The organism is Streptomyces sp. NPDC052687 (genome assembly GCF_040678395.1).
Lineage (GTDB): Bacteria > Actinomycetota > Actinomycetes > Streptomycetales > Streptomycetaceae > Streptomyces.
The window spans coordinates 1-22,202 of record NZ_JBFATR010000058.1 but is presented as its reverse complement, the minus strand read 5'-3'; the positions used below and the strand labels follow the sequence as shown (position 1 = coordinate 22,202).

The 22,202-nt window shown below is 72.5% G+C and carries 21 protein-coding genes; 18 read left to right on the top strand and 3 right to left on the bottom strand.

Features of this window, described 5'->3' with window-relative positions; genetic code table 11:
• Positions 1-208 precede the first annotated feature (208 nt).
• Together AB0K92_RS29940 and AB0K92_RS29935 are read left to right on the top strand one after the other, a co-directional pair.
• On the top strand, positions 209-511 hold the full coding sequence (locus AB0K92_RS29940) for a hypothetical protein (protein ID WP_365928038.1): 303 nt from the start codon (positions 209-211) through the stop codon (positions 509-511).
• Positions 508-696, top strand: a complete 189-nt coding sequence (locus AB0K92_RS29935) for a hypothetical protein (protein WP_365928036.1) — start codon at positions 508-510, stop codon at positions 694-696. Before AB0K92_RS29940 ends, AB0K92_RS29935 begins: the two co-directional genes overlap by 4 nt.
• Before the next feature lie 20 nt (positions 697-716).
• On the opposite strand, the gene AB0K92_RS29930 is transcribed toward AB0K92_RS29935, so the two are convergent.
• The gene (locus AB0K92_RS29930; RefSeq protein WP_365928034.1) at positions 717-1,961 is read right to left on the bottom strand and encodes a serine hydrolase domain-containing protein; all 1,245 of its coding nucleotides are present in this window, start codon (positions 1,959-1,961) and stop codon (positions 717-719) included.
• Between the two features lie 337 nt (positions 1,962-2,298).
• On the opposite strand from AB0K92_RS29930, the gene AB0K92_RS29925 reads away from it, so the two are divergent.
• The 4 genes from AB0K92_RS29925 to AB0K92_RS29910 all read left to right on the top strand — a co-directional run bounded on the left by AB0K92_RS29925 (position 2,299) and on the right by AB0K92_RS29910 (position 7,230).
• Positions 2,299-3,831, top strand: coding sequence for a HEAT repeat domain-containing protein (locus AB0K92_RS29925; protein WP_365928032.1), 1,533 nt, complete (start codon positions 2,299-2,301; stop codon positions 3,829-3,831).
• A gap of 250 nt (positions 3,832-4,081) precedes the next feature.
• Positions 4,082-5,752: a HEAT repeat domain-containing protein gene (locus AB0K92_RS29920; RefSeq protein WP_365928030.1), complete on the top strand. Its 1,671-nt coding sequence runs from the start codon at positions 4,082-4,084 to the stop codon at positions 5,750-5,752.
• A gap of 170 nt (positions 5,753-5,922) precedes the next feature.
• A complete protein-coding gene (locus AB0K92_RS29915) occupies positions 5,923-6,453 on the top strand; it encodes a peptidoglycan-binding domain-containing protein (RefSeq protein WP_365928028.1) in 531 nt (176 codons plus the stop codon).
• Positions 6,454-6,621: 168 nt separating this feature from the next.
• Positions 6,622-7,230, top strand: a complete 609-nt coding sequence (locus AB0K92_RS29910; RefSeq protein ID WP_365928026.1) for a peptidoglycan-binding domain-containing protein — start codon at positions 6,622-6,624, stop codon at positions 7,228-7,230.
• 447 nt (positions 7,231-7,677) lie between these two features.
• On the opposite strand, the gene AB0K92_RS29905 is transcribed toward AB0K92_RS29910, so the two are convergent.
• Complete coding sequence (locus AB0K92_RS29905) at positions 7,678-7,956, bottom strand: hypothetical protein (RefSeq protein ID WP_365928024.1); 279 nt, start codon at positions 7,954-7,956, stop codon at positions 7,678-7,680.
• 470 nt (positions 7,957-8,426) lie between these two features.
• On the opposite strand from AB0K92_RS29905, the gene AB0K92_RS29900 reads away from it, so the two are divergent.
• From AB0K92_RS29900 to AB0K92_RS29850, 11 genes are all read left to right on the top strand, one after another.
• Entirely contained in the window at positions 8,427-9,737 is a 1,311-nt protein-coding gene (locus AB0K92_RS29900; protein WP_365928022.1) for a SpoIIE family protein phosphatase, read from the top strand.
• Positions 9,738-9,917: 180 nt separating this feature from the next.
• Positions 9,918-10,088, top strand: coding sequence for a hypothetical protein (locus AB0K92_RS29895; RefSeq protein ID WP_365928020.1), 171 nt, complete (start codon positions 9,918-9,920; stop codon positions 10,086-10,088).
• A gap of 1,018 nt (positions 10,089-11,106) precedes the next feature.
• Complete coding sequence (locus AB0K92_RS29890; RefSeq protein WP_365928018.1) at positions 11,107-11,529, top strand: trypco2 family protein; 423 nt, start codon at positions 11,107-11,109, stop codon at positions 11,527-11,529.
• A gap of 1 nt (position 11,530) precedes the next feature.
• On the top strand, positions 11,531-15,085 hold the full coding sequence (locus AB0K92_RS29885) for a tetratricopeptide repeat protein (protein ID WP_365928016.1): 3,555 nt from the start codon (positions 11,531-11,533) through the stop codon (positions 15,083-15,085).
• A 457-nt stretch (positions 15,086-15,542) separates the two neighbouring features.
• Positions 15,543-15,869, top strand: coding sequence for a PadR family transcriptional regulator (locus tag AB0K92_RS29880; protein ID WP_365928014.1), 327 nt, complete (start codon positions 15,543-15,545; stop codon positions 15,867-15,869).
• On the top strand, positions 15,866-16,222 hold the full coding sequence (locus tag AB0K92_RS29875; protein ID WP_365928012.1) for a DUF1048 domain-containing protein: 357 nt from the start codon (positions 15,866-15,868) through the stop codon (positions 16,220-16,222). The genes AB0K92_RS29880 and AB0K92_RS29875 overlap by 4 nt, the downstream gene beginning before the upstream one ends.
• 1 nt (position 16,223) lies before the next feature.
• Entirely contained in the window at positions 16,224-16,550 is a 327-nt protein-coding gene (locus AB0K92_RS29870; protein WP_365928010.1) for a DUF1048 domain-containing protein, read from the top strand.
• Positions 16,547-17,380: a hypothetical protein gene (locus tag AB0K92_RS29865; protein ID WP_365928008.1), complete on the top strand. Its 834-nt coding sequence runs from the start codon at positions 16,547-16,549 to the stop codon at positions 17,378-17,380. The genes AB0K92_RS29870 and AB0K92_RS29865 overlap by 4 nt, the downstream gene beginning before the upstream one ends.
• Positions 17,381-17,572: 192 nt before the next feature.
• Positions 17,573-18,526, top strand: a complete 954-nt coding sequence (locus AB0K92_RS29860) for a CPBP family intramembrane glutamic endopeptidase (protein ID WP_365928006.1) — start codon at positions 17,573-17,575, stop codon at positions 18,524-18,526.
• Between the two features lie 15 nt (positions 18,527-18,541).
• Positions 18,542-19,771, top strand: a complete 1,230-nt coding sequence (locus AB0K92_RS29855) for a histidine kinase (protein WP_365928004.1) — start codon at positions 18,542-18,544, stop codon at positions 19,769-19,771.
• Between the two features lie 4 nt (positions 19,772-19,775).
• The gene (locus tag AB0K92_RS29850) at positions 19,776-20,468 is read left to right on the top strand and encodes a response regulator transcription factor (protein ID WP_365928002.1); all 693 of its coding nucleotides are present in this window, start codon (positions 19,776-19,778) and stop codon (positions 20,466-20,468) included.
• Positions 20,469-20,811: 343 nt separating this feature from the next.
• Here AB0K92_RS29850 and AB0K92_RS29845 read toward each other — a convergent pair whose 3' ends face one another.
• Positions 20,812-21,579 (bottom strand): DUF6585 family protein, encoded by a 768-nt coding sequence (locus AB0K92_RS29845; RefSeq protein WP_365928000.1) that lies wholly within the window; start codon positions 21,577-21,579, stop codon positions 20,812-20,814.
• Positions 21,580-21,948: 369 nt separating this feature from the next.
• Here AB0K92_RS29845 and AB0K92_RS29840 point away from each other — a divergent pair, with 369 nt between their 5' ends.
• On the top strand, positions 21,949-22,116 hold the full coding sequence (locus AB0K92_RS29840) for a hypothetical protein (RefSeq protein ID WP_165994956.1): 168 nt from the start codon (positions 21,949-21,951) through the stop codon (positions 22,114-22,116).
• Positions 22,117-22,202: the final 86 nt, after the last annotated feature.

Genomic DNA, 22,202 nt, shown 5'->3' with positions numbered 1-22,202 from the left:
GCCGGATCGGGGGAGCCGGGGCCCGACCGCGCACGTGCGCCCGGTTCACGCGGTGCGCCCGGTTCACGCGGTGCGCCCGGTTCGCGCGGTGCGGCGGTTCAGTGGTGCGGGCGGGGGAGGCGGCGGCTGGGGGCGGCGGCTGGGGGCGGCGGCTGGGGGAGCGGACCCTTCCTCCGGCAGCGCGCCGGGGCGCTCGTAGGATGCCGCAATGCCCAAGCCCTTACCCCGAATCCGCCGCACGTGGGTGGCCGCGTGGGCGGTCCTGTGCGCGGCCGGCACGGCCGCCACCGCCGCCCTGAACGCCTCCCCGGCACCCGGTCCGAGCCCCGGCACATCCCACGAGCCTGTCAGCGCCGAGTGCGCCGCCTACATCGCGGCCGTCGAAAGGGAGCTGGCCAAGGCCGCCGAGCGGGCAGGGGAGGAGGGCGGCGTGCTGGCCTTCACGCGCGTCCGCACCGGCGCGGAGGACTGCGACGACGAGCTGCGCGACCACTTGGACGGCTACCGGTGAACCGCGCCGCGGGGATTGCCGTGGCGGCGGCGCTGACGTGTGCCGCGGCCGCGGCGCTCATCGCCGTGGACGCCGCGACGACAGCCGAGCCGCGGCCCGCACCGTCGCGGGTGTACTCCTCCTGCCTGGCGGCCGACACCCTGCCGGTGCCCGCGGGCGGCGACCCGTGCGACGGGGGCCGCTGACGGGGCCGGTCACGGCGGTGTCATTCGCTACGGGTGCACAGCACGCGGTCCACGAGCCCGCGGACGGCCCGCTCGGCGGCGAGCAGCCGCTCCTCGCCGCCGCCGGTGCCGCTGGCGGCGACGACGACCGAGCGGCGCCCGTCCGCGGTGAGAGCGGTGCGCACCGTGAACCCCTCCAGGTCGCCCCCGTGGCCCCACGTGTCGCCGCCGCACGTCAGCGGCTGCCGCATCACTCCCAGGCCGTAGCGCAGGCCGGGGAAACCGAGTTGGAAGGCCTCGCCGACGGACACGGTCCGGCGCATCTGCGCGAGCTGGGCGGGAGGCAGCAGGCGCCCGCCGAGGAGGGCGGCGAAGAAACGGTCCGCGTCGCGCTCGGTGCTGACCAGGGCAGCGGCCGCGTCCACCTGCGAGGGGTTCCTGGCCGTGGTGTCCGTCCAGGTGTCCGAGCCGGGGAACAGATGGTAGGTGCGGGCGTACGGCGGCTTCAGATACGGGTCGTCGCCGGGGGCGTAGGTGCCGGTCAGGCCGAGCGGGCGGACGATGCGGTCGCATACCTCCTCGGCCCAGGTCCGCCCGGTGACCTTTTCGATGATCATCCCGGCGAGGACGTAGCCGGTGTTGGAGTAGTTCCAGTCGGGCTCGCGGTCATCGGCCGGCGCGGGCGGGAAGTCCGGCCGGTGGCGCAGCGCGCCGGCGACCAGCTGCCCGGGCTCCCAGTGGTCGAACCTCGTGCGCTCGAAGTCGGCCGCGGTGGCCCCGCTGTCCTCCTCGGGGCCGTAGTCGTGCAGGCTGCTGGTGTGCTGCAGCAGGTTCCTGACGGTGATGAGGCGGCCGTCGTTGCCGTTGCCGCGCACCACACCCGGCAGCAGGCGCTCGACGGTGTCGTCCAGCGACAGGCGGCCCTCGGCGACGAGTTGCAGCACCACGGTGGCCACGAACGTCTTGGTGACGCTGCCGACCCTGAACCGCGCCCCGCGCGGCACGGGGCGGCCGGTGCGCCACTGCGCCTCGCCCGCTCGGGCGTGCACCGTGCGGGCGCCGTCGCGCACCCGCACCGTGATGCCGACGAACCCGCCCTCGGCAAGGACGCGGTCCGTCTCGTGCTGGAGCTGCCGGGAGGCGAGCGGGCCGTCCCCGGGTGCCGCGGCCGCCCGCCGGCCGGCGTCCGCGGCACCCGGCGCGAGCGTCGTGGCGGCGACCGCGGCAGCGAGCACGGCGGCGGTGGCAAGGCGGGCCCGCGAGGTCTTCCTGGTTGCCTTCTTCATGCCCGCACACTCTGCCGGGGCGTGCCGCCGCCCATGGCGGCAGCCTCCGCACCGGCGGTGGGGCCGCCCCCAGGACCCGCCCACCCACGCCCACCCACGCCCGCCCACCCCGTACGCCCCCGGCCGGCGCGGCGGGCATCACCCCGAGGCCGCGCCACACCCCCAGCCCTCCCCAACCCCCAACCCCCAATCCCCAGCCTTCGGCCCCCGAGTCCCCGAGTCCCCGAGTCCCCGAGTCCCCGAGTCCCCGAGTTCTCGAGCCACCCGCCCCCGAGCCTCGGCCCGCAGGCCAACCTTCCGGCGGCTGACGCGTCTTACCCGACAGGGGGTGGCAGGCATGGCGGAGCATCAGATCGCGTACTTCCTGCGGGAGCTGCACGGCGCGGCGGACCCGGCCAGACGCGCGGCGGCGGCCAAAGGCCTGGGACGCACCGGGCGCCCGGAGCACGCCGCCGTCCTCGCCCGGGCGGCCGGCGACCCGGAACCCGCGGTGCGGGCGGCGGCCGCCGCGGGACTGGCCCGGCTGGCGGGCGGTGACGGCTCGCCGCGGGTGCGAGGGGCCGCCGCCGAGGCACTGCCGGCGCTGCTGGCGGACGGCGACCCGCAGGTGCGGCGCCGCGCGTCGCTGGCCGCGCTACGCCTCGGCCTCGACGGACCCCGGATCACGGACGCGTTCGCGCGGCTGCTGACCGATCCCGACCGGCACGTGCGGATCAACGCCCTGACCGCCCTGCACGCCCGGGGCGTCCCCGGCGACGCGGCGGCCGTGGCCGGACTGCTGGGCGACCCGGACCCCACCGTCCGCGGCCTTGCCCGCGCCCTGCTGTACCGGTGCGCCGACGACCCGGCCGTGGCAGCGCACGTGCTGCGCACCGCCAGGGAAGGCGAGGGCGCCGCCCGCGTCGAGGCCATGGCCATGGTGCCCGCCCGCTGCACCGGGGCCCTGCTCGACTCCCTGCTCACCGGGCTGCGGGATCCCTCGGCGCGGGTGCGGACCGCGGTGGCCGCCCGCCTGGCGAGCGTGGACACCGCCACCGCCCGCGACGCGCTGGCCGCGGCCCTGGACGACGAACCCGACCCGCACACCGCGGCGGTCCTGCTCCGCGGCGCCGCCCGGCGCGGCGATCCGCGCGCGGCCGCTGCCGCGCTGCGCTGGCTGACCGACCCCGTGGCCGGACCGGCTGCCGCGCACGCCCTGGGCCGCCTGGACACCCCAGGGGCGGCCGAGCGGCTGCGGTCGGCGCTGGACGACGGCACCCTGCCCGCCCCGGTCCGGGCGGCCGCCGCCGTGGCCGTGGCGGAGGGCGGCGGCTGGGACGCCGTATGGCTGCTGCTGCCGCTCCTCGACGACGAGGACCCGGCGCTGCGCACCGGGGCGCTCGACGCCCTGGGCGTCCTGGTGGAGCGCGGACTGCGGCTGTGGGAGCGCCACACGGTGGCCTGGGCCCTGACCGCGCACCTGGAGTCCGGGCAGGACACCTGGCCCACCCGCAACGCGCTCCGCGGCCTCGGCCAGGCGCTGCCCGGCCTGCGCCGGCTGGCCGACAGGGCACCGGACGGGGAGGTGCGGGCCGCCGCGCTGTCGCTCCTGGACGCCGACGGCGACACCGCCCCGCAGGACCTGCGGCGCTTCGTCACGGGCCTGGACGACCCGGACGAGGCCGTCCGCTACCAGGCGGCGACCGCCCTGCACGCCTGGATGGAAGCCACCGGCGAGCTCCCCCCTGACAGCGGCCCCGCCCACGAGCGCCTGTCCCGGCTCGCCACCACCGACACCTCCCCACGCACACGGCACGCCGCCACCGAAGCCCTCACCACCCTCGCCGCCCTCACCACTGTCACCACCCGCGAGACCCCGCCCTGCGGCTGAGCCGCCCGCGACCGGCACACCCGTTGCCGTGCACGAACCCGCACCCCGCCCATCCCCCGGCGGGGGCCGCCGTTCCCCTCCCTCCGCCCCGCCTGCCGGGGAAAAGGGCGGGGGCCGCCGTTCCCCTCCCTCCGCCCGCCTGCCGGGGAAAACCACATCCCCCGGCGGGGGCCGCCGTTCCCCTCCCTCCGCCCCGCCTGCCGGGGAAAACCAATGGTGGGAGGGGCAGGCGACCGGGCTACAGTCGCGCATGACCACGTACGACCTCGGCCCCACCGCGCTCTACGCCCCCTGCGAGCGACTGCTCCACGGCAAGGGCGTCACGTGCGCGATCGGGGCGGGGGAGGCCGAAGACTGGATCCGGCTCGACAGGCGCGTCCACCGGGCCACCCACGACCACGCGTCCGGCGGCCGCACGACGGCCTCCGCCTCCCGGACCCGCGTCGGCCCGTGGCCGGTGAGCACACAGGAGATCGCGGACTGGCGCCGGGCCCCGTACTGGCGGGAGAACCCCGACGGGAGCGCAGCCGTGTCCTGGAGCCTGCCGCCCACCGAGTCCGAGATCGCCCTGTGCCTGTGTCACGCCGACCCCCGCGTCCGTGCGGCGGCGCTGGCCCTCGGCAACGCGGGGCAGCTGCCCGACTCCGTCCTGCCGCTCGTCCTGATCCGCAGCGCGGACACCGACGAGCGGGTGCGGACCCTCGCCCGCACCGTCCTCGACCGCGTACTCGGCGACGCCGACACCCCAGCGCCGCCCCGGCTGGCGAACCTGGCCACCCTGGCCGTCCTGGTGGCCACACGCAGGCGCTACGGAACCCGGGCACGCCAGGCCGTCCTGGGGCGCCTCGACGCCCTGCCCGAGACGACCCTCACCCACTTGCTGACCCACCGCGACCGCCAGTCCCGGCGGGCCGGCCTGGAGGCCGCCACCCTGTACGGAACGCCGGCCATGCAGCGGGTGTGGGCACTGGCCGAGCAGGACCGCGACGAGGGCGTGCGAGAGCTGGCCGTACGCACCGCGATACGCCTCGCGCTCGCCTCCAACCGGCAGACGGTCCTCGACGACTCCCGAACCCGCTTCCTCGCCCACCTCGAGACCGACCCCGCCTACGGCCTGCGCCTGGGCACCCTCGCCACCGCCGTGACGACCGGCTTCCTGCGCGTCGACGACCTCGCCACGCTCGCCGCCACCCACCGCTACCGCAAGATCCGGCGCCACGCCTGCGCGGCCGCCCTCGCCCACCCAAAAGCGCACGCGGCCCTCGACCGCCTGCTGTGCGCCCGGGACACCTACGTGCGCGCCGCCGCCGTGGGACACCTGCGCCCCGCAGGCCGCGGCGGCGAACTGCCCCGCCACCTGACGGACCTCTCCCACACCGTGCGCGCGACGGCGTGCCGGCACCTGCGCGCGCAGGGGCACGACCCGCGCACCCACTACCAGGACCTGTGCGCCGACCCGGCCACCGTCGTCCCCACCGCGGTCCTCGGCCTCGCCGAACAAGGACACCCCGAGGACGCCGCCCTGCTGCACCCCCTCCTCCACCACCCGCACGCCAGGGTCCGCGCCCGCGCCCTGTCCGCGCTGCGCATGCTCAAGGCGCTGCCCGACGACGCGCTCCCGCCGTTCGCCGACGACCCGGACCCCGGCGTACGCGCCACCGCCCTCACCGCCCTGCGCCACACCCCCCGCCTCCTGCGGGCCCTGCTCGACAGCACACGGGACGACGTCCGGACACGAGCGGAGACCCTCCTGCACCGCCACCGCGTCCAGGCCCCCTGCCGCTGCTGCCCGCCCCCGCCGCCACCGGGGCGATCACCACGGGCGAAGCTCGCGGCCGGCCCCGCCCCGGTCCCCGCCGGCTCTGCAGAACCCGCCCGCAAACCCCCCGAGCTGCCGCCGGCCTTCCGGCGCAGGACCTGACGGACCCGGTCCACCGAGCCGGCACCCCTTGCGCACGGTCCGGCGCTCCTTGCGCATGACCGGCCCGATCAGCGGGTGGCAGAGTCGTCGGCGTCAAGTCCCGGGCCGCGCACGGGAAACCCGGGCGAACCGCGGGTCCGTGTGCCCGCCCGCAGTCATGGAGGAAACGCATGGGACTGTCGACGTCCGCCCGCTTCATCGGTTGCACGGCCGGCGCGGTGACCGCCGCACTGATCCTGTCCGCCTCGCCGGCATCGGCCAGCGGGGACTTCAGCGGGCGGGCGTTCGTCCACGGCGGCGGCGACATATATGTCGACGACTGGACTGACGAGGGTTATCTGTCCACGTCCCGTCACGCCTCCTCGAACGCGACGTGCCTGTGGCAGAAGGTGCTGTGGTCGTACGACCTCCTGGCCTGGGACGACATCGACGGCGTCTTCGGTGACGACACCAGGGCCGCGACCGTGAGGTGGCAGAAGGCCTACGCCGCCGACCAACCGGCAGACGGGATCGTGGGGAAACACACGTTCGGCCGGGCCGGATACGGGCTCGTCGACGAGACCGGCGACAACCGCCCTGACCGGTACGTCGGAAGTACGAACAGTTTCCTGGTCAGCCGTGACGGCGACAACGACTACGCCTTCTACGACCGCAAGGGAAACCAGCGGGTCGCCGGCTACAACTACCTGACCTGCAGCTGACCCACACGGTGCGGCAGCGGCGCCGCACAGCGAGCACAGCCCCTTTCCGGGGCCTTTCCCCGCGGGACGGCAAGCCCCGGCCCATGACCCCATCCGGCCGGATTCCGGCACGCGGCGCCAAGGAACCGGCGCGCGACGCCGACGCTTCCACCCACCCTGGCGGGCACCATGCGGCCGGCCTCCCGGCAGGGCGCCACGACGACGAAGGGACCCGAGGTGACGGACAAGGCGACAAAGCGTCTTCCCGGAACGGGCCTGCGCAAGAAAACCGCGATACTCGCCCTGACAGCCGGGCTCGTCGGCGGCCTCGCACTCTCCGGCACGCCCGCCTATGCGAGCGCGAGCCAGGGAGTCGTCGCGGGCGCCGACATTCCATGGGACGACTGGGACGACGAGGGCCCGATCTCCGCCACGAGCTACGCCACCAGCAACGTGACCGCGATGTGGCAGCAGATCCTGTGGGCGGACGGACTCCTGTCCTGGTCCGACATCGACTGCCGGTTCGGGCCCGCCACCACGGCCGCCACCAGGAACTGGCAGACCAAGTACCAGGTCCCGGGCGGCGCGGACGGAATCGTGGGCCAGAACACGCTGAACCGCGCCGCACTGCACCTGAGCGGAGCGGCGGGCACCAGCAACCGCATCATCTACAACGGCCGCTACGACAACCGCAAGATCACCATGACCCGGCAGGACGACGGACGCTGGGGCATGTGGATCAGCAGCGACCTCCGGCCGCTGTGGTACAACAACGCCACCTTCACCGTGTGCCCCTGATCGGGACCCGTCCGCCTGGCCCGTCGCGGCCCGCGCGTTCCGCGACGCGAGGCAACGCACGGAACATCCCGGAGGAAACCCCTGAGCGTGCGCCTGGGGGGCACACCGCCCGACCGGCCCCCGTCATCCGGCCGGCCGGTCGGGGCCGCGGCGCTCAGGCACACCAGCCCTCACCCGGCCTGCGACACCACCCCGCTCACCTCCGCGCCCCAGCGAACCCGCCCGCACGACCGACGGCCTGGCCGGCCGGGCGATGCCGGCACCGCGCCCACCGAAGGCCCGCCGGCCCCCGACGCGCGCCGACCCCACGGATCGCCGAGCTGCGCCCTGAACGGCAACTACACCCACCGCACCGTGACATCCCTCATCTCACCTGCGTAAACGCCGGCCGCGCGAACCCCGCCACCGCACAGGGCTCACGCGGCCCGGCGCCACGTCCGTGCGGCGTCAGGGCGGCGGCAGGATGCCCTCCTGCTGAGCGACGTGGGAGCAGGCCATGGCCGCAGCCGTCATACCCAGCCGGTCGAGCACGTCGATGGACTCCAGCAGGATCCGGGTGTCGGCGTCGGCCATGGCGTTGCCGCAACGGTCGCGTTCGGCCAGCTCCTCGGCGGCCGTGGCGGTGCGCAGCGCGGTCACCCGGGCGGCCAGCGCCTCCCGTGACGCCTCCATGGCGACGATGCCGCGCACCGCACGGACGATCTCTTCATCGGTCAAGTCGTTCATGCCCTGCCAGACGGTGTCCGCCCGCCGCTGGTCACACCGCTGCCCCGGCCCGTGAGGAGGAACACGGCGACGCCGCAGTCCACGAAGCGGCCCACGAGGCGCGGCACCGCGGCACACACCCCCGCCGCTCACCGCTTGCCGCACGCAGCCACCTGTGCTCTCCCTTTCCCGACCTCGACACGGGCCCGAACGGGCGGCGGCCCCGCCACCGGGGGGAAAGGTGACGGGGCCGCCGTACTCGGAAGGGGGAGCCGAGCTGTTCGAACGTGCTGGTGCCCCGGATCCGAGACGGTATGCATGGAGATACGGCTGCCGGCGTGCCGCCGGTGTACGACAAAGACGCCATATCCGAGAAGCGCACCCCCGGCCCCGACGGTTACCGTGGAGGACGTGCTGGACCTCTGCCGCGAGCCGGTCTCGGGAAAGGCCACGCCCTCCCAAGCGATCACCACCCCGTCCGGAGCCCTCCGATGGTGAGCGGGACCGGCGACGAGGGCGTCGGCCCGCCCCCCGCACCGCCCCCGGACGACGCACCACCCCCCGCACCGCCCCCGGACGACACCCCGCCCCCCTCCGCCCTGCTGGAGGACAGCACCGAGGACCTCTACGAGAACGCGCCCTGCGGTTTCCTGTCCACCGCCCTGGACGGAACGATCGTCAAGGTCAACGCCACCCTGCTGGACTGGCTCGGCCGGCGCCGCGCGGACCTGGTCGGCCGCCGCACCTTCTCCGACCTGCTGACCGCCGGCGGCCGCCTCTACCACGAGACGCACTACGCACCGCTGCTGCGCATGCAAGGGGAGATCAGCGGCATCGCGCTGGAACTGCAACGAGCCGACGGCAGCCGCCTGCCGGTCCTCGTGACCTCGACGGTCAAAACAAGCGAGGACGGACAGCCCCAGCTGATCCGCACCACCGTCTTCGACGCCCGCGAGCGCCGCTCCTACGAGGAGGAACTGCTGCGCGCCCGCCAGGAGTCCGAACGCGAACGCGAACGGCTGAAACAGCTCGCCGCCACCCTGCAGGCATCGCTGCTGCCGCCCGCCCTGGAGAACGTACCGGGACTGGACGTGGCCGCCCACTACCACATCGCCTCGGCCGACGAGGTCGGCGGCGACTTCTACGACCTCTTCCCCCTCGCCTCCGGCGGCTGGGGCCTCTTCCTCGGCGACGTGTGCGGCAAAGGCGCCACCGCGGCAGCCGTCACCTCCCTGGCCCGCTACACCCTGCGCGCCGCGGCCGTGTACGACCCCGACCCGGCCGCCGTCCTGCGCAACCTCAACACCGTCCTCGTCCACGAGTACGCCGGCGCCGCCGAACCCCGGTTCTGCACCGTCCTCTTCGGCCTGCTCACCCCCCACGACGAGGGCGGCTTCCGCATCACCCTGGCCGGCGGCGGCCACCCGCCCGCCCTGCTGCTGCGCGCCGACGGAACCGCCGACCACCTGCCCACCCCCGGCGGCCAGCTCATCGGCGTCCTGCCCGACGCCACCATCGCCACCACCACCCTCCACCTGGCACCCGGCGACACCCTGCTCCTCTACACCGACGGCCTCACCGAAGCACACACCGCCGCCGGCGGCGGCAGCGACCGCTACGGCGACGACGCCCTCCTCGACTTCGTCCGGCGGCTGGCCCCCACCACCGCGCGACGCACCGTCGCGGCCCTGCGCGACCTCCTGGCCGCCCTCGGCACCGGCGTGGACGACGACGCGGCCGTCCTCGCCGTCCACGCACCCCTGCCCGGGCCGGCCGGCCACCGCCACTCACCACAGCAGTAACCCGACCGCACCGACGACCGACCCGACGTCCCGTCACCTGACGGGCGACCCGCACCCCCTCGAAATCCACCAGAACGGGTGGATCCCGGCCTTTGGCCGCGTGTCGGCACCGCAGCCGGACAGACGACGGGTATCCCGCCGCGCCGAGACGCGGCGCGGCACGAACGACAGGAACCAGGCATGGCTGATTCCTCCCAGCAACTGCCCGACGAGGCCGCTGAGCCCCTCAAGCAACTCCTCGAAGAGGTCATCGACGCCGGCCCCGGCCGGCAGGTCACCGAGAACATGGTCGGCAACGCGAAGAAGGTCAAAGGGCTGCTCGGCGGCACTCTGCTCCCCGGCGTGATGTAGCGACGAAGCCGCCGGACGACCCAGCCGAGGCGCACGCCGGCAAAAGGCACGCGACGCGCTGACCACGCCCGGCGACGGCAGCACCGGCCGGACAGACCGTACCGCCGGACAGACCGGACCGCCGTACCGCCGGGCCGCCCGGACCCCCACACCCGGATCGGCCCGGCGGCGACGCTCCGCCACAAGCCCCGGTGCACCTCCTCCGGCACCGCCTGGGTCTACCACGGCGAGGGCAACGGCCGGCTCATGCGCCCGGTGGTCATGGCGGACGGCTTCAGCGCCGGCCCCAGCGACCTCGGCCTCACCTGGGATCTCCTGGAACACGGCCCGTTCCCGCTTTTGAGCGATCCGCCGCCGGGGCCGCGACGTCGTTCTCGTCGGCTACCACGAGCACAACGCGTCGATCCTGCAGAACGCCGAGGCGGACGACTTTTACGGCGTCGCTCACGGCGGGCGGGCCACACCGATCAGCCGCATGCGCGACGGCTTTCTGCCCTGGCGGCGAGAGACCCACCGCAACACGACTGAATGCCGCCGCCGGCCCTCACGAACCGGGCCTGCCCGCACTCGTGCGGTACCTGGCCGTCGTTGTGGACGCGGTCGGCCACGTCGACGACCGGTGCGGCAGCCGCGTGCTGGAATTCGCCCTGCTGTTGGCACTGCTGTGCCGACGCACCAGATCCGGGATGATCGCCGGCGCCATCCTCGCGCCGCCCCCGAAGCCGCCCACCACGAGCCCTTTCGAAGCCGACGAGAATCCGGGTAGACACTCGCACCGCGCTTGCCGTACACGCCGCTCGGCGGCCGGCGGCGATCGGCGGGCGCAGGACGCCGGGAAGTGAATCCTGGCCGTAGAAGTCCCTTCGGCAGCTGCTGATTCCGTCGCTACGACGAAGAAACGGGCCGGCCGTCGGTTGGACCCGTGCCGGTGCGGTGCAAAACGCTGCGGAGAGCGGGACGTGTCGGGAAAATGACGGTCGGACTGTCTGCGCCGGGCGTGCGAAGACCAGGGGGGACCATGGACATGGGGATATCGCTTTCTGAGGCGCTCGGAGAGCTACGGCGGGAGCTGTATGCGGCGCAGGCCGCGGGAAGCGACCAACAATTCCGCTTCGAGGTGGAGCAGGCGGAGCTGTCGCTGGAGGTGGAATTCCGACGGGACGCCAACGGCGGTGTCAAAGTGGAAGTCGGCCTGCCGGGAGCCAAGATCGGTGGCGAGGCCGGCAGCGGCGCGGGCAGCACCCGGCGGCAGATGCTGACGCTCACGTTGCAGGTCCGGGACGAGGCACTGGGCGGGCAGCGGGCCCGCATTCGCCGTAGCGCCGGAGGCCTCGACGTCCCAGGTGACGACGGGCCGGGACAACAACCCCAGGGCAAGTCAACCGACGGCGAATCGGATGCCTCCCGGAAGAGCGCTCAGCCGCGGCCGTGGGAGGCATGAGATGGATCCGCAGCGTCTCGCCTTGGTACGCACGGGGGCACCGCGCGGTTCGGGCTCCGGGTACCTGGTCGGTCCTCACCTGGTCTTGACGGCGCTGCATGTCGTGCGTCCTGACGAGCGGTGGGCCGGGCACATCGAGGTCCAAGTGGGACACCCGCGCTACGGGACCGATCCGGTCCAGCGGTCGGCGCGCGTGTGCTGGCCCGATCCGCACAAGGCTTCCCCGCCTGCACACAGCGTGGACGTGGCGCTTCTGTGGCTGGATGAGCCGGTGGTGATCAGCGGGGGACCGGTGCGGTGGGGCCGCCCCGGCGGTGTTGTCCCCGTGCCGTTCGAAGGTGCCGGCTTCCCCGCCTTCGCGGCTGACGCCGGGAGCATGACTCAGTGCGAATACCTGCGCGGTGAGTTACCGGTGGTTTCGACGTCCTCGTCGGGCTGGGTACTGGACTGCCCCGTCTGGCCGGCGCCCGGAGGCAGCGGAGAACGGCCGTGGGCAGGCGCCTCAGGCTCGGCCATCTTCTGCCATGGCCGACTGGTCGGCGTGGCGGTCGAGGACAACCCGACCATGGGCTGGCGCCGTCTGCACGCCGTCCCCATCCATGAAGCCCTTGAGCTGACCGAGTTCGCCGACCTCATCTCCCGGCACGGCCATCCCGGCACCACCAGCGCGCTGGAAGAAGTGATCGCGCAGAACGCGGTCATGTCGGACGGCGAGGAACCGGTCTGGCCCCCCACGCACAACGGACGACCATATGGTTCCGCTCCGCCAGCGGGCGGCACCGGCCCCGTGACGCTGCCCGCAGCCCCTGCCGAACTGGTCGGACGGCAGGAACCGCTGCAACAAATACTGGCGTGGCTGAGCCCTGACCAGTGCCAAGAGGCGGAGTCCGGCCTGCAGACGGGGACGGTGGTGGTGTCGGCGGTGGCCGGGATGGGCGGGGTCGGCAAAACCGCATTGGCTCTGCACGCCGCACACCAGGCTTCTCAAAAAGGGCGCTTCCCCGGCGGCGTGCTCTTCGCGGACCTGCGCGGCTACAGCACCGACCCCGAAGTCGGCCCGCCGGCGGTGGCCGACCGCTTCCTGCGCGCGCTGGGCGTCAAAGACGATGACCTGCCCGCCAGCGCGGAGGAAAAGCTGGACGCCTGGCGGACAGTCGTCAACGACCTGGCTCGCCGAGGCCGCCCGCTCCTGGTGGTGCTGGACAACGCGCGCACCGCCGACCAGGTGCACCCCTTGCTCCCGGGCTCCCCGCACCGTGCCCTGGTCACGTCCCGGCAGACCATGTCCGCGCTGCGCGGAGTCCGCCGCATCACCCTCGAGGCCCTCGAACCGGAGGACTCGCTCGATCTGCTGGAGCGCGCCCTGCGCGCAGAGCGCGACGATGACCGCATCGCCACCCAGCGCGAGGACGCCCTGCGCCTGGCCGCCTTGTGCGGCCACCTCCCCCTCGCCCTGCACATCACCGCGGCCCTGCTGCGCGACGTACACACGCGGTCCGTGGCCGCCCAGGTCAAGGCTCTGGAGGATGTCCGCACCCGCTTGGACGCTCTGGCTTACGACGGCAAGGACAGTGAAGGCCGGCCGCTGGCTGTGCGGGTCACCTTCGAACTGTCCTACCAGCACCTGAACGCCGACCAAGCCCGCGCGTTTCGCCTGCTCGCCTCAGCCCCGGGCCCCGACATCTCCACCGACGCCGCAGCCGCCTTGCTCGCAGACCCCGGCGCTGAACGCCTGCTGCACGGGCTGGCCCGAGCCCACCTGCTGCACCCCGACCCGGAACGGCAAGACCGCTGGTCCATGCATGATCTCGTCCGCGTGTTCGCCGACGAGCGAGGCCGGGTTCATGCCGACACCGACCAGCGCGCCGCCGCGCTGGCCCGCCTGCTGGACCACTACGTCACTCTCGCCGCCGCAGCAGACACCCATCTGGAGACCGTTGCCGGCCTGCCGGTCTCCGACCGCTTCCCCGACCGTGCCACTGCCCTGGACTGGCTGGACGCCGAACGTCCCAACCTGCTTGCCGCCGCGGCCGCCGACACCGGCGCATGCACTGTCCTGGCCTCAGTCCTCACCCGTTTCCTCGACCACCGCCGCCACTTCGAAGACGCGATCACCCTCAACACCACTGCCGTGCGCATCCATCAGGACGCCGGTGACCGACACAGGGAAGGCCTGACACTGACGAACCTGGGGCTGGCCCTGTCCGAGGTGCACCGGTTCGACGAGGCCGTCGCCGCACACAGGCAAGCTATGGACATCATGAACGACTGCGGTGACCGGCAAGGCAAGGGCCAGGCACTGACCAACCTCGGGCTGGCCCTGTCGCAGGTGCGCCGCTTCGACGAGGCAATCGCCGCCCACACCGACGCGGCGGGCATCTTCCGTGACACCGGCGACCGTCGAGGTGAAGCCATCGCCTTGACCAATCACGGAGCCGTCCTGGACAAACTAGGGCGCTTCGATGAAGCCATCGACATCCATTCCGCTGCGGCGCGCATCTTCCACGACATCGGTGACCGTCATAACGCAGGCAAGGCACGGAACAACCTAGCGCTGGTCCTGTGGGAAGTGGGGCGGGTGGAAGAGGCCGTCGAAGCTCTCACCGCCGCAGGGGAGATCTTCCACCACACCGGCGACCGCCACAGTGAAGGCAGCGCACTGACCAACCTGGCATACGCCCTGCGACTGGTCGGCCGGACGGAAGAAGCGCTCAGCACGTACACCACTGCCGTGGACATCCTGGAGAACACCGGGGACCGCCTCAGCCAAGGCAAAGCACTGGTCAACAAAGGAGCGCTCCTGGTGGAGCTGGACCGGTTCGAAGAAGCGGTCAGCACCTACACCACCGCCGTGGACATCCTGCAAGACACCGGCGGCCCTGAGAGCGCCGACGCGGTCTGCCGCTTGGGTGCCTTGCTGGTCCAGACAGGGCGGCTGGATGAGGCCGTGACGGTCCTGAGCACCGCGGCACGGAACGGAGCTGCCGCCGCCCTGTGCCGCCAAGCCTCATCGCACGCCGCAGCCGGTCTCACGAGACAGGCTGAGGTGTTCCTTCGCGCTGCCGCGGACGCCGGGCACCTTGAGGCCAAGGTCAACCTAGGCGTGCTGCTCGCCGAGGCCGGGCGTGCTCAAGAGGCAGAAGACCTGTTTCGAGAAGCTGCTGACGGCGGTGACGCCAACGCGGTGTTCAACCTCGGCGTGCTGTACGAGAAAACCGGCCGTCTCCGGGAGGCCATGTCCTACTACCTGCACGCTGCCGCCGCGGGCCAGCAGGGCGCGCTGAGCCGGCTGTGGTCCCTCACCGCATCGCAACGCGCTGAGGACACGCGACGCACCGCTCTCCCCAACCGTCCCGCCACGGCCGACACGGGGGGCGTCGACGCCGGCGCCATGCTCGAAAGCCTCTACGAGGAGCTCCGCCTGGCCGGTGACGACGACCGTGTTCAGCTGATACAGCACAAGGCGGCCGCGGCACACAACGAGCGGTGGCTGCGACACGGCGGACTCCAGGTCGACTGGCTCTCACGACTGGACCTTGAACGCCTGGACGAATGAGTCCGACGCCTTTCACACCGGGCCGCCGCCCTCATGAGCGCGTTCTTGCGCGCGGTGCCGGCCCCGCGCGTTCTTGCGCGCGGTGCCGGCCCCCGGGCGGCGCGCACTGTGTGATCAAGAGGCAGACGGCTGTGCGGGTCGCGCGGTGACGCTGCCGGCCGGTCCTCGGCGACGGAAACGGAGGGCTTGATCCGTCGCGCGGCCGGGCGTTCACAGGCCCGCCCGCTATGGAAGCCGTCCGCTGCGGGCCGCCGTCAACCAGGCGCGCGGCGGCTCGCGAGGACCTCCGGACCGGTACGACCCGCACCGGTGCCTCACCAGGACACGCGGTCGTCATCGCGACGGTGTGAGCACCGCCTTCCGCACCCCGGGGAACCGACCGCAACCACTACTTGGTGATACCGTATAGCGGTACTCGGTACCACGTAGTACCGAACGGGGTTGAGGAGCACCGGCGATGGACGACCTGACGGAGATGCTGAAGGGCACCCTCGAAGGGTGCGTGCTCGAAATCATCGGCAGAGAGGAAACCTACGGGTACGCCATCACCCGCCGGCTGAACGAACTCGGCTTCACCGACGTCATCGAAGGGACGGTGTACACGATCCTGCTGCGGCTGGAGAGAAAAGGACTCGTCCACGTGACGAAACGACCCTCCGAAGTCGGTCCGCCGCGCAAGTTCTACGCACTCAACGACGCCGGCCGCGAGGAACTCGCACGATTCTGGGCGAAATGGCAGTACGTCTCATCGCGCATCAACAGCCTCAAGAAGGGCGGGAGATGAACTTCTGGGAAAAGGTCACAGGCAGCGATCTCACCAGGGAATGGAAGACGTTCGAAGCCCGGGCCGAGGCCCTGCCGGACGACCACCGGGCGGCGTGGGGACAGATCACCGCCCACCTCCTGCCCTACGGAGACTTCACCGGCCGCAACCTGACACCGATCCTCGACTCCGCCCTGGGACTGCTCGAAGTGTCGGCGGCGGACGGGCAAAGCGCCCACGAGGTCCTCGGCGACGACATCCCGGGCTTCTGCACGGCGCTGGCCGGCGGAGCGGGAGCCCGGACCTACCGCGACCGGTGGCGCGAGCAGTTGAACAGAAACGTCGCAAGGAAACTGAGCCGACTGGGGGACTGACGTGAGCATCCAGGACATCATCGAAGGCAAGAAACAGTGGCGGGCACACCTGGCCCGAATCAAGGCACTCCCGCCGGACTACCAGATCGTCTACAAGGAGATGCAGAAGTACCTGTTCAAGGTCGGCCCGGTCAGCCTGTCCGACGACTCCCTCCTCCCCGGAATCGTCGACTTCTTCGAAGAGGGCGCCGCCGACGGCAAGGGAGTCCTGGAACTCATCGGCACCGACGTCGCCGCATTCTGCGACGACCTGATCAAAGACTCACCCACCTACGCGGACACCTACCAGGAATCCATCAGCGCAGAACCCGGCACGCCCGGCACATGACAGCCCCCGAACCGGCTGACAGCAATCCCGCCACGACGGGGTTCACGGCGTCGCCGCCGCCCCCGAAGCCGCGCAGCGAGGCGGTCACGAGGCAGACGAACCACCTCGTGACCACCGGCTGCCTGACCCTGCTGATCGCACTGATCACCGCTCTCGGCCTCCCCGTCTCCTGGCTGTGGTACCGCTCTTGGCACGACGAGAAAGCCAACACCGCACGCAAAGACGCAACGCTCGCATCCATCCTGGAACACGCCCGTGCCACGGCGGACGACACCGCCCACGCCCTCGACACGAGCGACGCAACCGACACCGACGCCCTCATCAGCGTGATCTGGCGGCACACACAAGCCCCCGTGATCACCTACGACCCGGCACGCCACGCATTCACCGCCACCGCAGCCCAATCCGCCCTCTACGACGAAAAGGCCCTGCTCCTCGGCGGTGGACCGGTGCGGGTGACGCGGTGCTTCGTCTACACCTACGCCCACCGCCCGGGCCACACCTGGACCTCCCGGCTCTCCGAGCACGACCCCGCAGTATGCCGTCCGGCCATGCGGATCGGCGGCCTGGCAGGCCTGGCCCGCACACGCCTCTCCAGCATGTACGCCGAGGACCTGACCCACGCCAACGTACGCAAGGCCCTGGACCCCACGGGACGACTGCGCCCCTACGACGTCAAGAGCGTGAAGCGCACAGCAGACACGATCACCCTGTCCATCCTGCTCTCCAGCTCAGACCCCATGGCCGACCAGTGCTACCGCTTCACCTGGCGCATCGCCGGCGCCAACGACCAAAGGACCACCACAGCGGTTCCGGTCTCTTCCTGCTGAGCCTGCGCCCCCGACCCTCGAGCACCGGCCGTCATGGTGTCCGCCTCCCGCCCGCGTGCCCGATCCGCTTTCCGGGCGCATCCCCCGCGAGAGCTACAGCATTTGTCCATCTGCGGGTGATCCGCCGACGGCGACGGCTTCCTAGCCTGGTTGTCGGGTCGCAGCCAGTGCGGCCGCTGCAAGGGAGGCCACATGAGGACGACGTCCACCGCACGGCACGCCAACGGCCCCGGCCCGGACACGGCCCCCGACGCCCCCGACGCCCCCGACGCCCCCGACGCCCATGACGCTGACGACGCCCCCCACGCCCCCGACGCTCACGGCGCCCGTCTCGGCCGGATCATGCGTTCTCCGCTCGGCTGGATGCTCACCGGCCTGACCGGCATCGGCCTGGTCTCCACCCTCACCGCCACGGGCCCTGGTCCGGTCCCGGTGCTGGGCGCGGTGGCCGCGGTGGGCGTGTACTGGCTGGTCACGCGCCGTGTCGCGCGACGCTCGACGCCGGAGATCGCCCGGCGGGGAGCCGGCCGGGAGGCGCTGTACGGCGGCGCGATCGGCCTGGGCTTCGTTGCGGTGTCCGCCCTGCTGATCACGGCGCTGGGGGGCTACTCGTTCTCCTGGGCGGGCCGTGACGTCATGGCGGTCCTCTGGTCCGCGGTCATGGTGCAGGCCGCCGCCGCGGTCACCGAGGAATTGCTGTTCCGCGCTCTCGCGCTGCAGGCGCTGGAGCAGCTGTGGGGCAGCCGGGCCGCCATCGTCATCACCGGGCTCTTCTTCGGCATCGCCCACCTGGGCGCTCCGGGAGCCGGCGCGTGGAGTGCGCTGGCGATCGCCTCGGAGGCGGGCGTGATGCTCGGCGCCGCGTTCCTGTGGCGGCGCAACATCTGGTTCGTCGCCGGGCTGCACTTCGCCTGGAACACCACCGAGCAGCTGCTCGGCATCCCGGTCTCCGGACACGCCTCCACGGGCCTGTTCACCGTCGACGCGCACGGCTCCGCCGTGCTGACCGGCGGCGACTTCGGCCTGGAGGCGGCGCTGGTCCCCGTCGTCATCGGCGTACTGCTCGCCGTCCGCATGTTCGTCCTCGCCCGCCGCGGCGGCCGGCTGCTGCCCCGCCGAACCGCACGACACCTTCAGGCCGGCTGACCGGAGGAGACGCCAGTGACATCCCGCCAGGCCCCTTTCCGCCGTACGCTGCCGCGGGCACCGCTGGAGCGGTGGCAGAAGCAGGACGCCTTCCTCAAGGACGGCGTCCTCGCCCTGCTGCTGGCCCTGTCGGCGTTCGTCCCGACCCTGTCCACCATCGGAGGGCAGATAGGGGACCTGCCCGAGCGGCCGGCGAGCGCGCTGAGCGTCGCGCTGATCCTGGCCCAGACCCTGCCGCTGGCGGCCCGCCGGCGGTGGCCCGCGGGCTGTCTGGCTGTCGTCGCGGGCGCGTTCGCCGCCTACCAGGCACTGGGCTTCGCGACGACGCTGGCAAGCTGGGGACTGTATCTCGCGCTGTACTCGGCCGGAGCCCACCAAGTCCGCTTCCGCCGCCATCTGGCGGGCGTGGTCAGCGCGGGCTATGGGGTACTGGCCCTCGCCCTGGACCGCCTCGGCTCACCGCAGACCATCGCGGACTATCTCGCCTTCTACCTGACGGTGGCCGCGTTCTATCTGGTGGGCAGCACCGTGCGCACACGGCGGGCGGGGGAGGCGCAGCGGCGGCGACTGGCCGCCGAAGTGGCCGCGGCCGCGGAGCGCGCACGCATCGCCGGCGAGCTGCACGACGTGGTCACCCACCATGTCACGGCCATGGTGGTCCAGGCGGACGCCGCACAGTTCCTGCTCACCACCGCACCGGACAAAGCGCGCGAGGGACTTGCCGCCGTCAGCGACATCGGCCGCCGGGCGCTGACAGAGCTGCGCCACCTGCTCGGCGTACTGGAGGCGACCGGCCGGTCGGCGTCCGCCGACCCGGCGCGCGCGGACCGGGCACCCACCCTGGGCCGGCTCGCCGACCTGGTCGAACAGGCCCGCAGGTCGGGCCAGCCGGTCGAGTTCGACGAACAGGGCGAGCGGCAGGCGCAGCCCGTGGACGTGGAGCTGGCCGCCTACCGGGTGGTGCAGGAGGCGCTCACCAACGCGATGAAACACGCCCCCGGCCGGCCCACACACGTCCTGGTCCGCTACGGCGCGCAACACATCGACATCAAGGTGACCACCGACGGACCCACCGCCCTGCCGCCGGCCACCCCCGCACGCGAACCGCACCCGGCCGGCGGGCGCGGACTGGCGGGACTGCGTGCACGGGCGCGGACGGTCGATGGTGAACTGAAGGCCGGACCCCGCCCCGACGGCGGATTCGAGGTCCACGCCACCCTTCCCTCCAAGCCCGCATCGGAGTGACCCCGTGAGCGACGCACCGCCACCGATCCGTGTCCTCGTCTGCGACGACCAGGCCCTGGTGCGCACCGGCTACGTCACCATCTTCTCCGCCCAGCCCGACATGGAGGTCGTCGCAGAAGCCGAGAACGGCCACGAAGCGGTCCAGGCCGCCAGACGCCTGCACCCCGACGTGGTGGTGATGGACATCCGCATGCCCCTGCTCGACGGCATCCAGGCGACCCGGCAACTGGCCGGCCCCGACGCCGAGGCACCGCCGAAAGTACTGGTCGTCACCACCTTCAACGTCGACGCCTACGTCTACGACGCGCTGCGCGCCGGGGCCAGCGGCTTCCTCCTGAAGGACGCGCCCCCGGCGGAACTGGTCAACGGCATCCGGACGGTCGCCCGGGGAGAGGCCCTGCTGGCCCCCGCCGTCACCCGCCACCTCATCGGCCACTTCGCCCAGCACCTGCGCCCGGCCGATACGTCCCGGCCGGCCGGACAGGACGTGCTACGGGCACTGACCCCGCGCGAGCTGGAGGTGCTCCGGCAGATCGCCGAGGGGCTGTCGAACGCGGAGATCGCCGCACAGCTCTTCATCACCCCCGAGACGGTCAAGACCTACGTGTCGAGGATCCTGGCCAAACTCGGCCTGCGCGACCGCGTCCAGGCCGTCGTCCTCGCCTACCGGCTCGGCCTGGTCTCCTCCACCGGCTGACCCCACCCACTCGTTCACCCGGACACCGGGCTGGCCCGGTACGACACACACCGCCCGGTACGACGCGCACCGCCCGGTACGACGCGCACCGCCCGGCCGACCTCGCACAGCCGGCCCGCGCGGCGGCCGAGCCCACCGCAGCCATACGCGCCCCCCCCCGCACGACCACTCCTCCACGCGAGCAGGACCAACCCGCGCCGTGGCGCGGGACGCGCTACACGGTGAGGCGTCACACGCCCGACCGCGACACCTCGACCCCGCTGGTCGCGGCGCGATGGCGTGATCACCGGCAGGTGATCGGAGCGGTCGCGCCCAAGTACCGCACAACGGCGCGGGAAACGGCCTAGATTCGCCGGTGACCGGGGTCGCCCGCCGCCGGTCCGCCCTCCAGCACCGGGCGCCCGCGCAGTCGCAGGGCGTCGAGCAGGTGCTCACCCAGCGGGTCGGAATCCAGGTGGGGATGGGCGTCGATCCGCAGGCGGTGCCCGTCACGGGTGATCACGTGGTAGGCGACCACCTTGCCACCGAAGAGACTGGCACCGCGGGCCTGCCGTGAGAGCACCAGGTGATCGATGTCGTCCCAGGCCACGGCGCGCGGGCGGCCGTAGGAGGTGTACACGAGCCCGCCCGCGTACAGATGGGTGCGAACGAATCCCTTGGGCATCCTCCACAACAGGACCGGAAGCGCGATGATCACCAGGACGAGCGCCGCGAGCAGACAGAGCACCACGGTGGTCACCAGTTTCCGCAGGCCGGGGATGTCGGTCCCGGTCTGGCCGAGGACCCAGTTCACGCCCCACAGGGCTCCCACGATCACAGCGCCGGCGGTCACCGTGCCGGCCACGATCTCCAGCGGACTGGTGTTCTTGCGGGTGAAGAGGTGATCGCCCAGCGAACGCTCGGCCGCCAGGCGGATGACGCGAGCCGACGGAGCGTATCCCTTCATCTGCACGGCACCGGGGAACCGCTTGATGACGGCGACGCCCAGGACCGAGGCGGCCAGGCCCGCGAGGAGGACGGTGACGGCGGACGAGGCCGGGGTGTCACCGAAGACCAGCACTCCCAGGCCGTACAGCATCGTCACCAGGCCGCCGAAGACCACCACCAACATCAGGCAGCCCAAGTTCAACAGCGGCCCGGGCTCGGAGTGTTGCTGCGGTTGATCTGTCATGGCGTCCCCCAGGAACTCGTGATCGGCGTGCCGAATCTAGCCGCTCCACAAACGGCTCCCCCCTCCAGCCCTGCCTTCCAGCAGCGCCCCTCGGGATGTTCGTGCCCGTGCACAGTCGACGTCACGACACGAGTGGCTCTACCAGCTCGCAGCCCCGGCTCTGAGCCGGCGGTTCCGGACCGCGGACGGGCCCCCGCAGACGACGACCGACTTAGCCGCACGGTCCGGGACGACGGACAGCCTTCGCTGCATGTCTGCACAGGCGATGGCGGGGCATACGGGGTTCACCTGTCTGAGAGGAGCTTGTTCATGCTCGGCATAATCGCTGCGGTGCTGTTCTTCTTCGCGTTTTTGATCAACGCGGCCGAGATCGGCACCAACGATGTGTTCTCCTCGACGAATGTGATGCTGCTGGGGCTGATGACCCTCGCCCTGCATGTGGCCGGCGTCGGATCCGGCTGGGCCCGCAGACGCTGACCCTCCACCTCGGCGGGGGGGGGGGCGCCCCCCCCGCCCCCCCCCCCCCCCCCACCAAAAAAAAAAACGGGCGCCCCCCCCCCCCC

What these genes read in the sequence shown, in the direction of transcription:
- AB0K92_RS29890 (WP_365928018.1), top strand. Translation starts at nt 11,107, where the DNA reads ATGGACATGGGGATATCGCTTTCTGAGGCGCTCGGAGAGCTACGGCGG.
- AB0K92_RS29925 (WP_365928032.1), top strand. Translation starts at nt 2,299, where the DNA reads ATGGCGGAGCATCAGATCGCGTACTTCCTGCGGGAGCTGCACGGCGCG.
- AB0K92_RS29910 (WP_365928026.1), top strand. Translation starts at nt 6,622, where the DNA reads ATGCGGCCGGCCTCCCGGCAGGGCGCCACGACGACGAAGGGACCCGAG.
- AB0K92_RS29900 (WP_365928022.1), top strand. Translation starts at nt 8,427, where the DNA reads ATGGTGAGCGGGACCGGCGACGAGGGCGTCGGCCCGCCCCCCGCACCG.
- AB0K92_RS29920 (WP_365928030.1), top strand. Translation starts at nt 4,082, where the DNA reads ATGACCACGTACGACCTCGGCCCCACCGCGCTCTACGCCCCCTGCGAG.
- AB0K92_RS29860 (WP_365928006.1), top strand. Translation starts at nt 17,573, where the DNA reads ATGAGGACGACGTCCACCGCACGGCACGCCAACGGCCCCGGCCCGGAC.
- AB0K92_RS29940 (WP_365928038.1), top strand. Translation starts at nt 209, where the DNA reads ATGCCCAAGCCCTTACCCCGAATCCGCCGCACGTGGGTGGCCGCGTGG.
- AB0K92_RS29915 (WP_365928028.1), top strand. Translation starts at nt 5,923, where the DNA reads ATGGGACTGTCGACGTCCGCCCGCTTCATCGGTTGCACGGCCGGCGCG.
- AB0K92_RS29930 (WP_365928034.1), bottom strand. Translation starts at nt 1,961, where the DNA reads ATGAAGAAGGCAACCAGGAAGACCTCGCGGGCCCGCCTTGCCACCGCC.
- AB0K92_RS29905 (WP_365928024.1), bottom strand. Translation starts at nt 7,956, where the DNA reads ATGAACGACTTGACCGATGAAGAGATCGTCCGTGCGGTGCGCGGCATC.
- AB0K92_RS29895 (WP_365928020.1), top strand. Translation starts at nt 9,918, where the DNA reads ATGGCTGATTCCTCCCAGCAACTGCCCGACGAGGCCGCTGAGCCCCTC.
- AB0K92_RS29845 (WP_365928000.1), bottom strand. Translation starts at nt 21,579, where the DNA reads ATGTTGGTGGTGGTCTTCGGCGGCCTGGTGACGATGCTGTACGGCCTG.
- AB0K92_RS29875 (WP_365928012.1), top strand. Translation starts at nt 15,866, where the DNA reads ATGAACTTCTGGGAAAAGGTCACAGGCAGCGATCTCACCAGGGAATGG.
- AB0K92_RS29840 (WP_165994956.1), top strand. Translation starts at nt 21,949, where the DNA reads ATGCTCGGCATAATCGCTGCGGTGCTGTTCTTCTTCGCGTTTTTGATC.
- AB0K92_RS29865 (WP_365928008.1), top strand. Translation starts at nt 16,547, where the DNA reads ATGACAGCCCCCGAACCGGCTGACAGCAATCCCGCCACGACGGGGTTC.
- AB0K92_RS29880 (WP_365928014.1), top strand. Translation starts at nt 15,543, where the DNA reads ATGGACGACCTGACGGAGATGCTGAAGGGCACCCTCGAAGGGTGCGTG.
- AB0K92_RS29885 (WP_365928016.1), top strand. Translation starts at nt 11,531, where the DNA reads ATGGATCCGCAGCGTCTCGCCTTGGTACGCACGGGGGCACCGCGCGGT.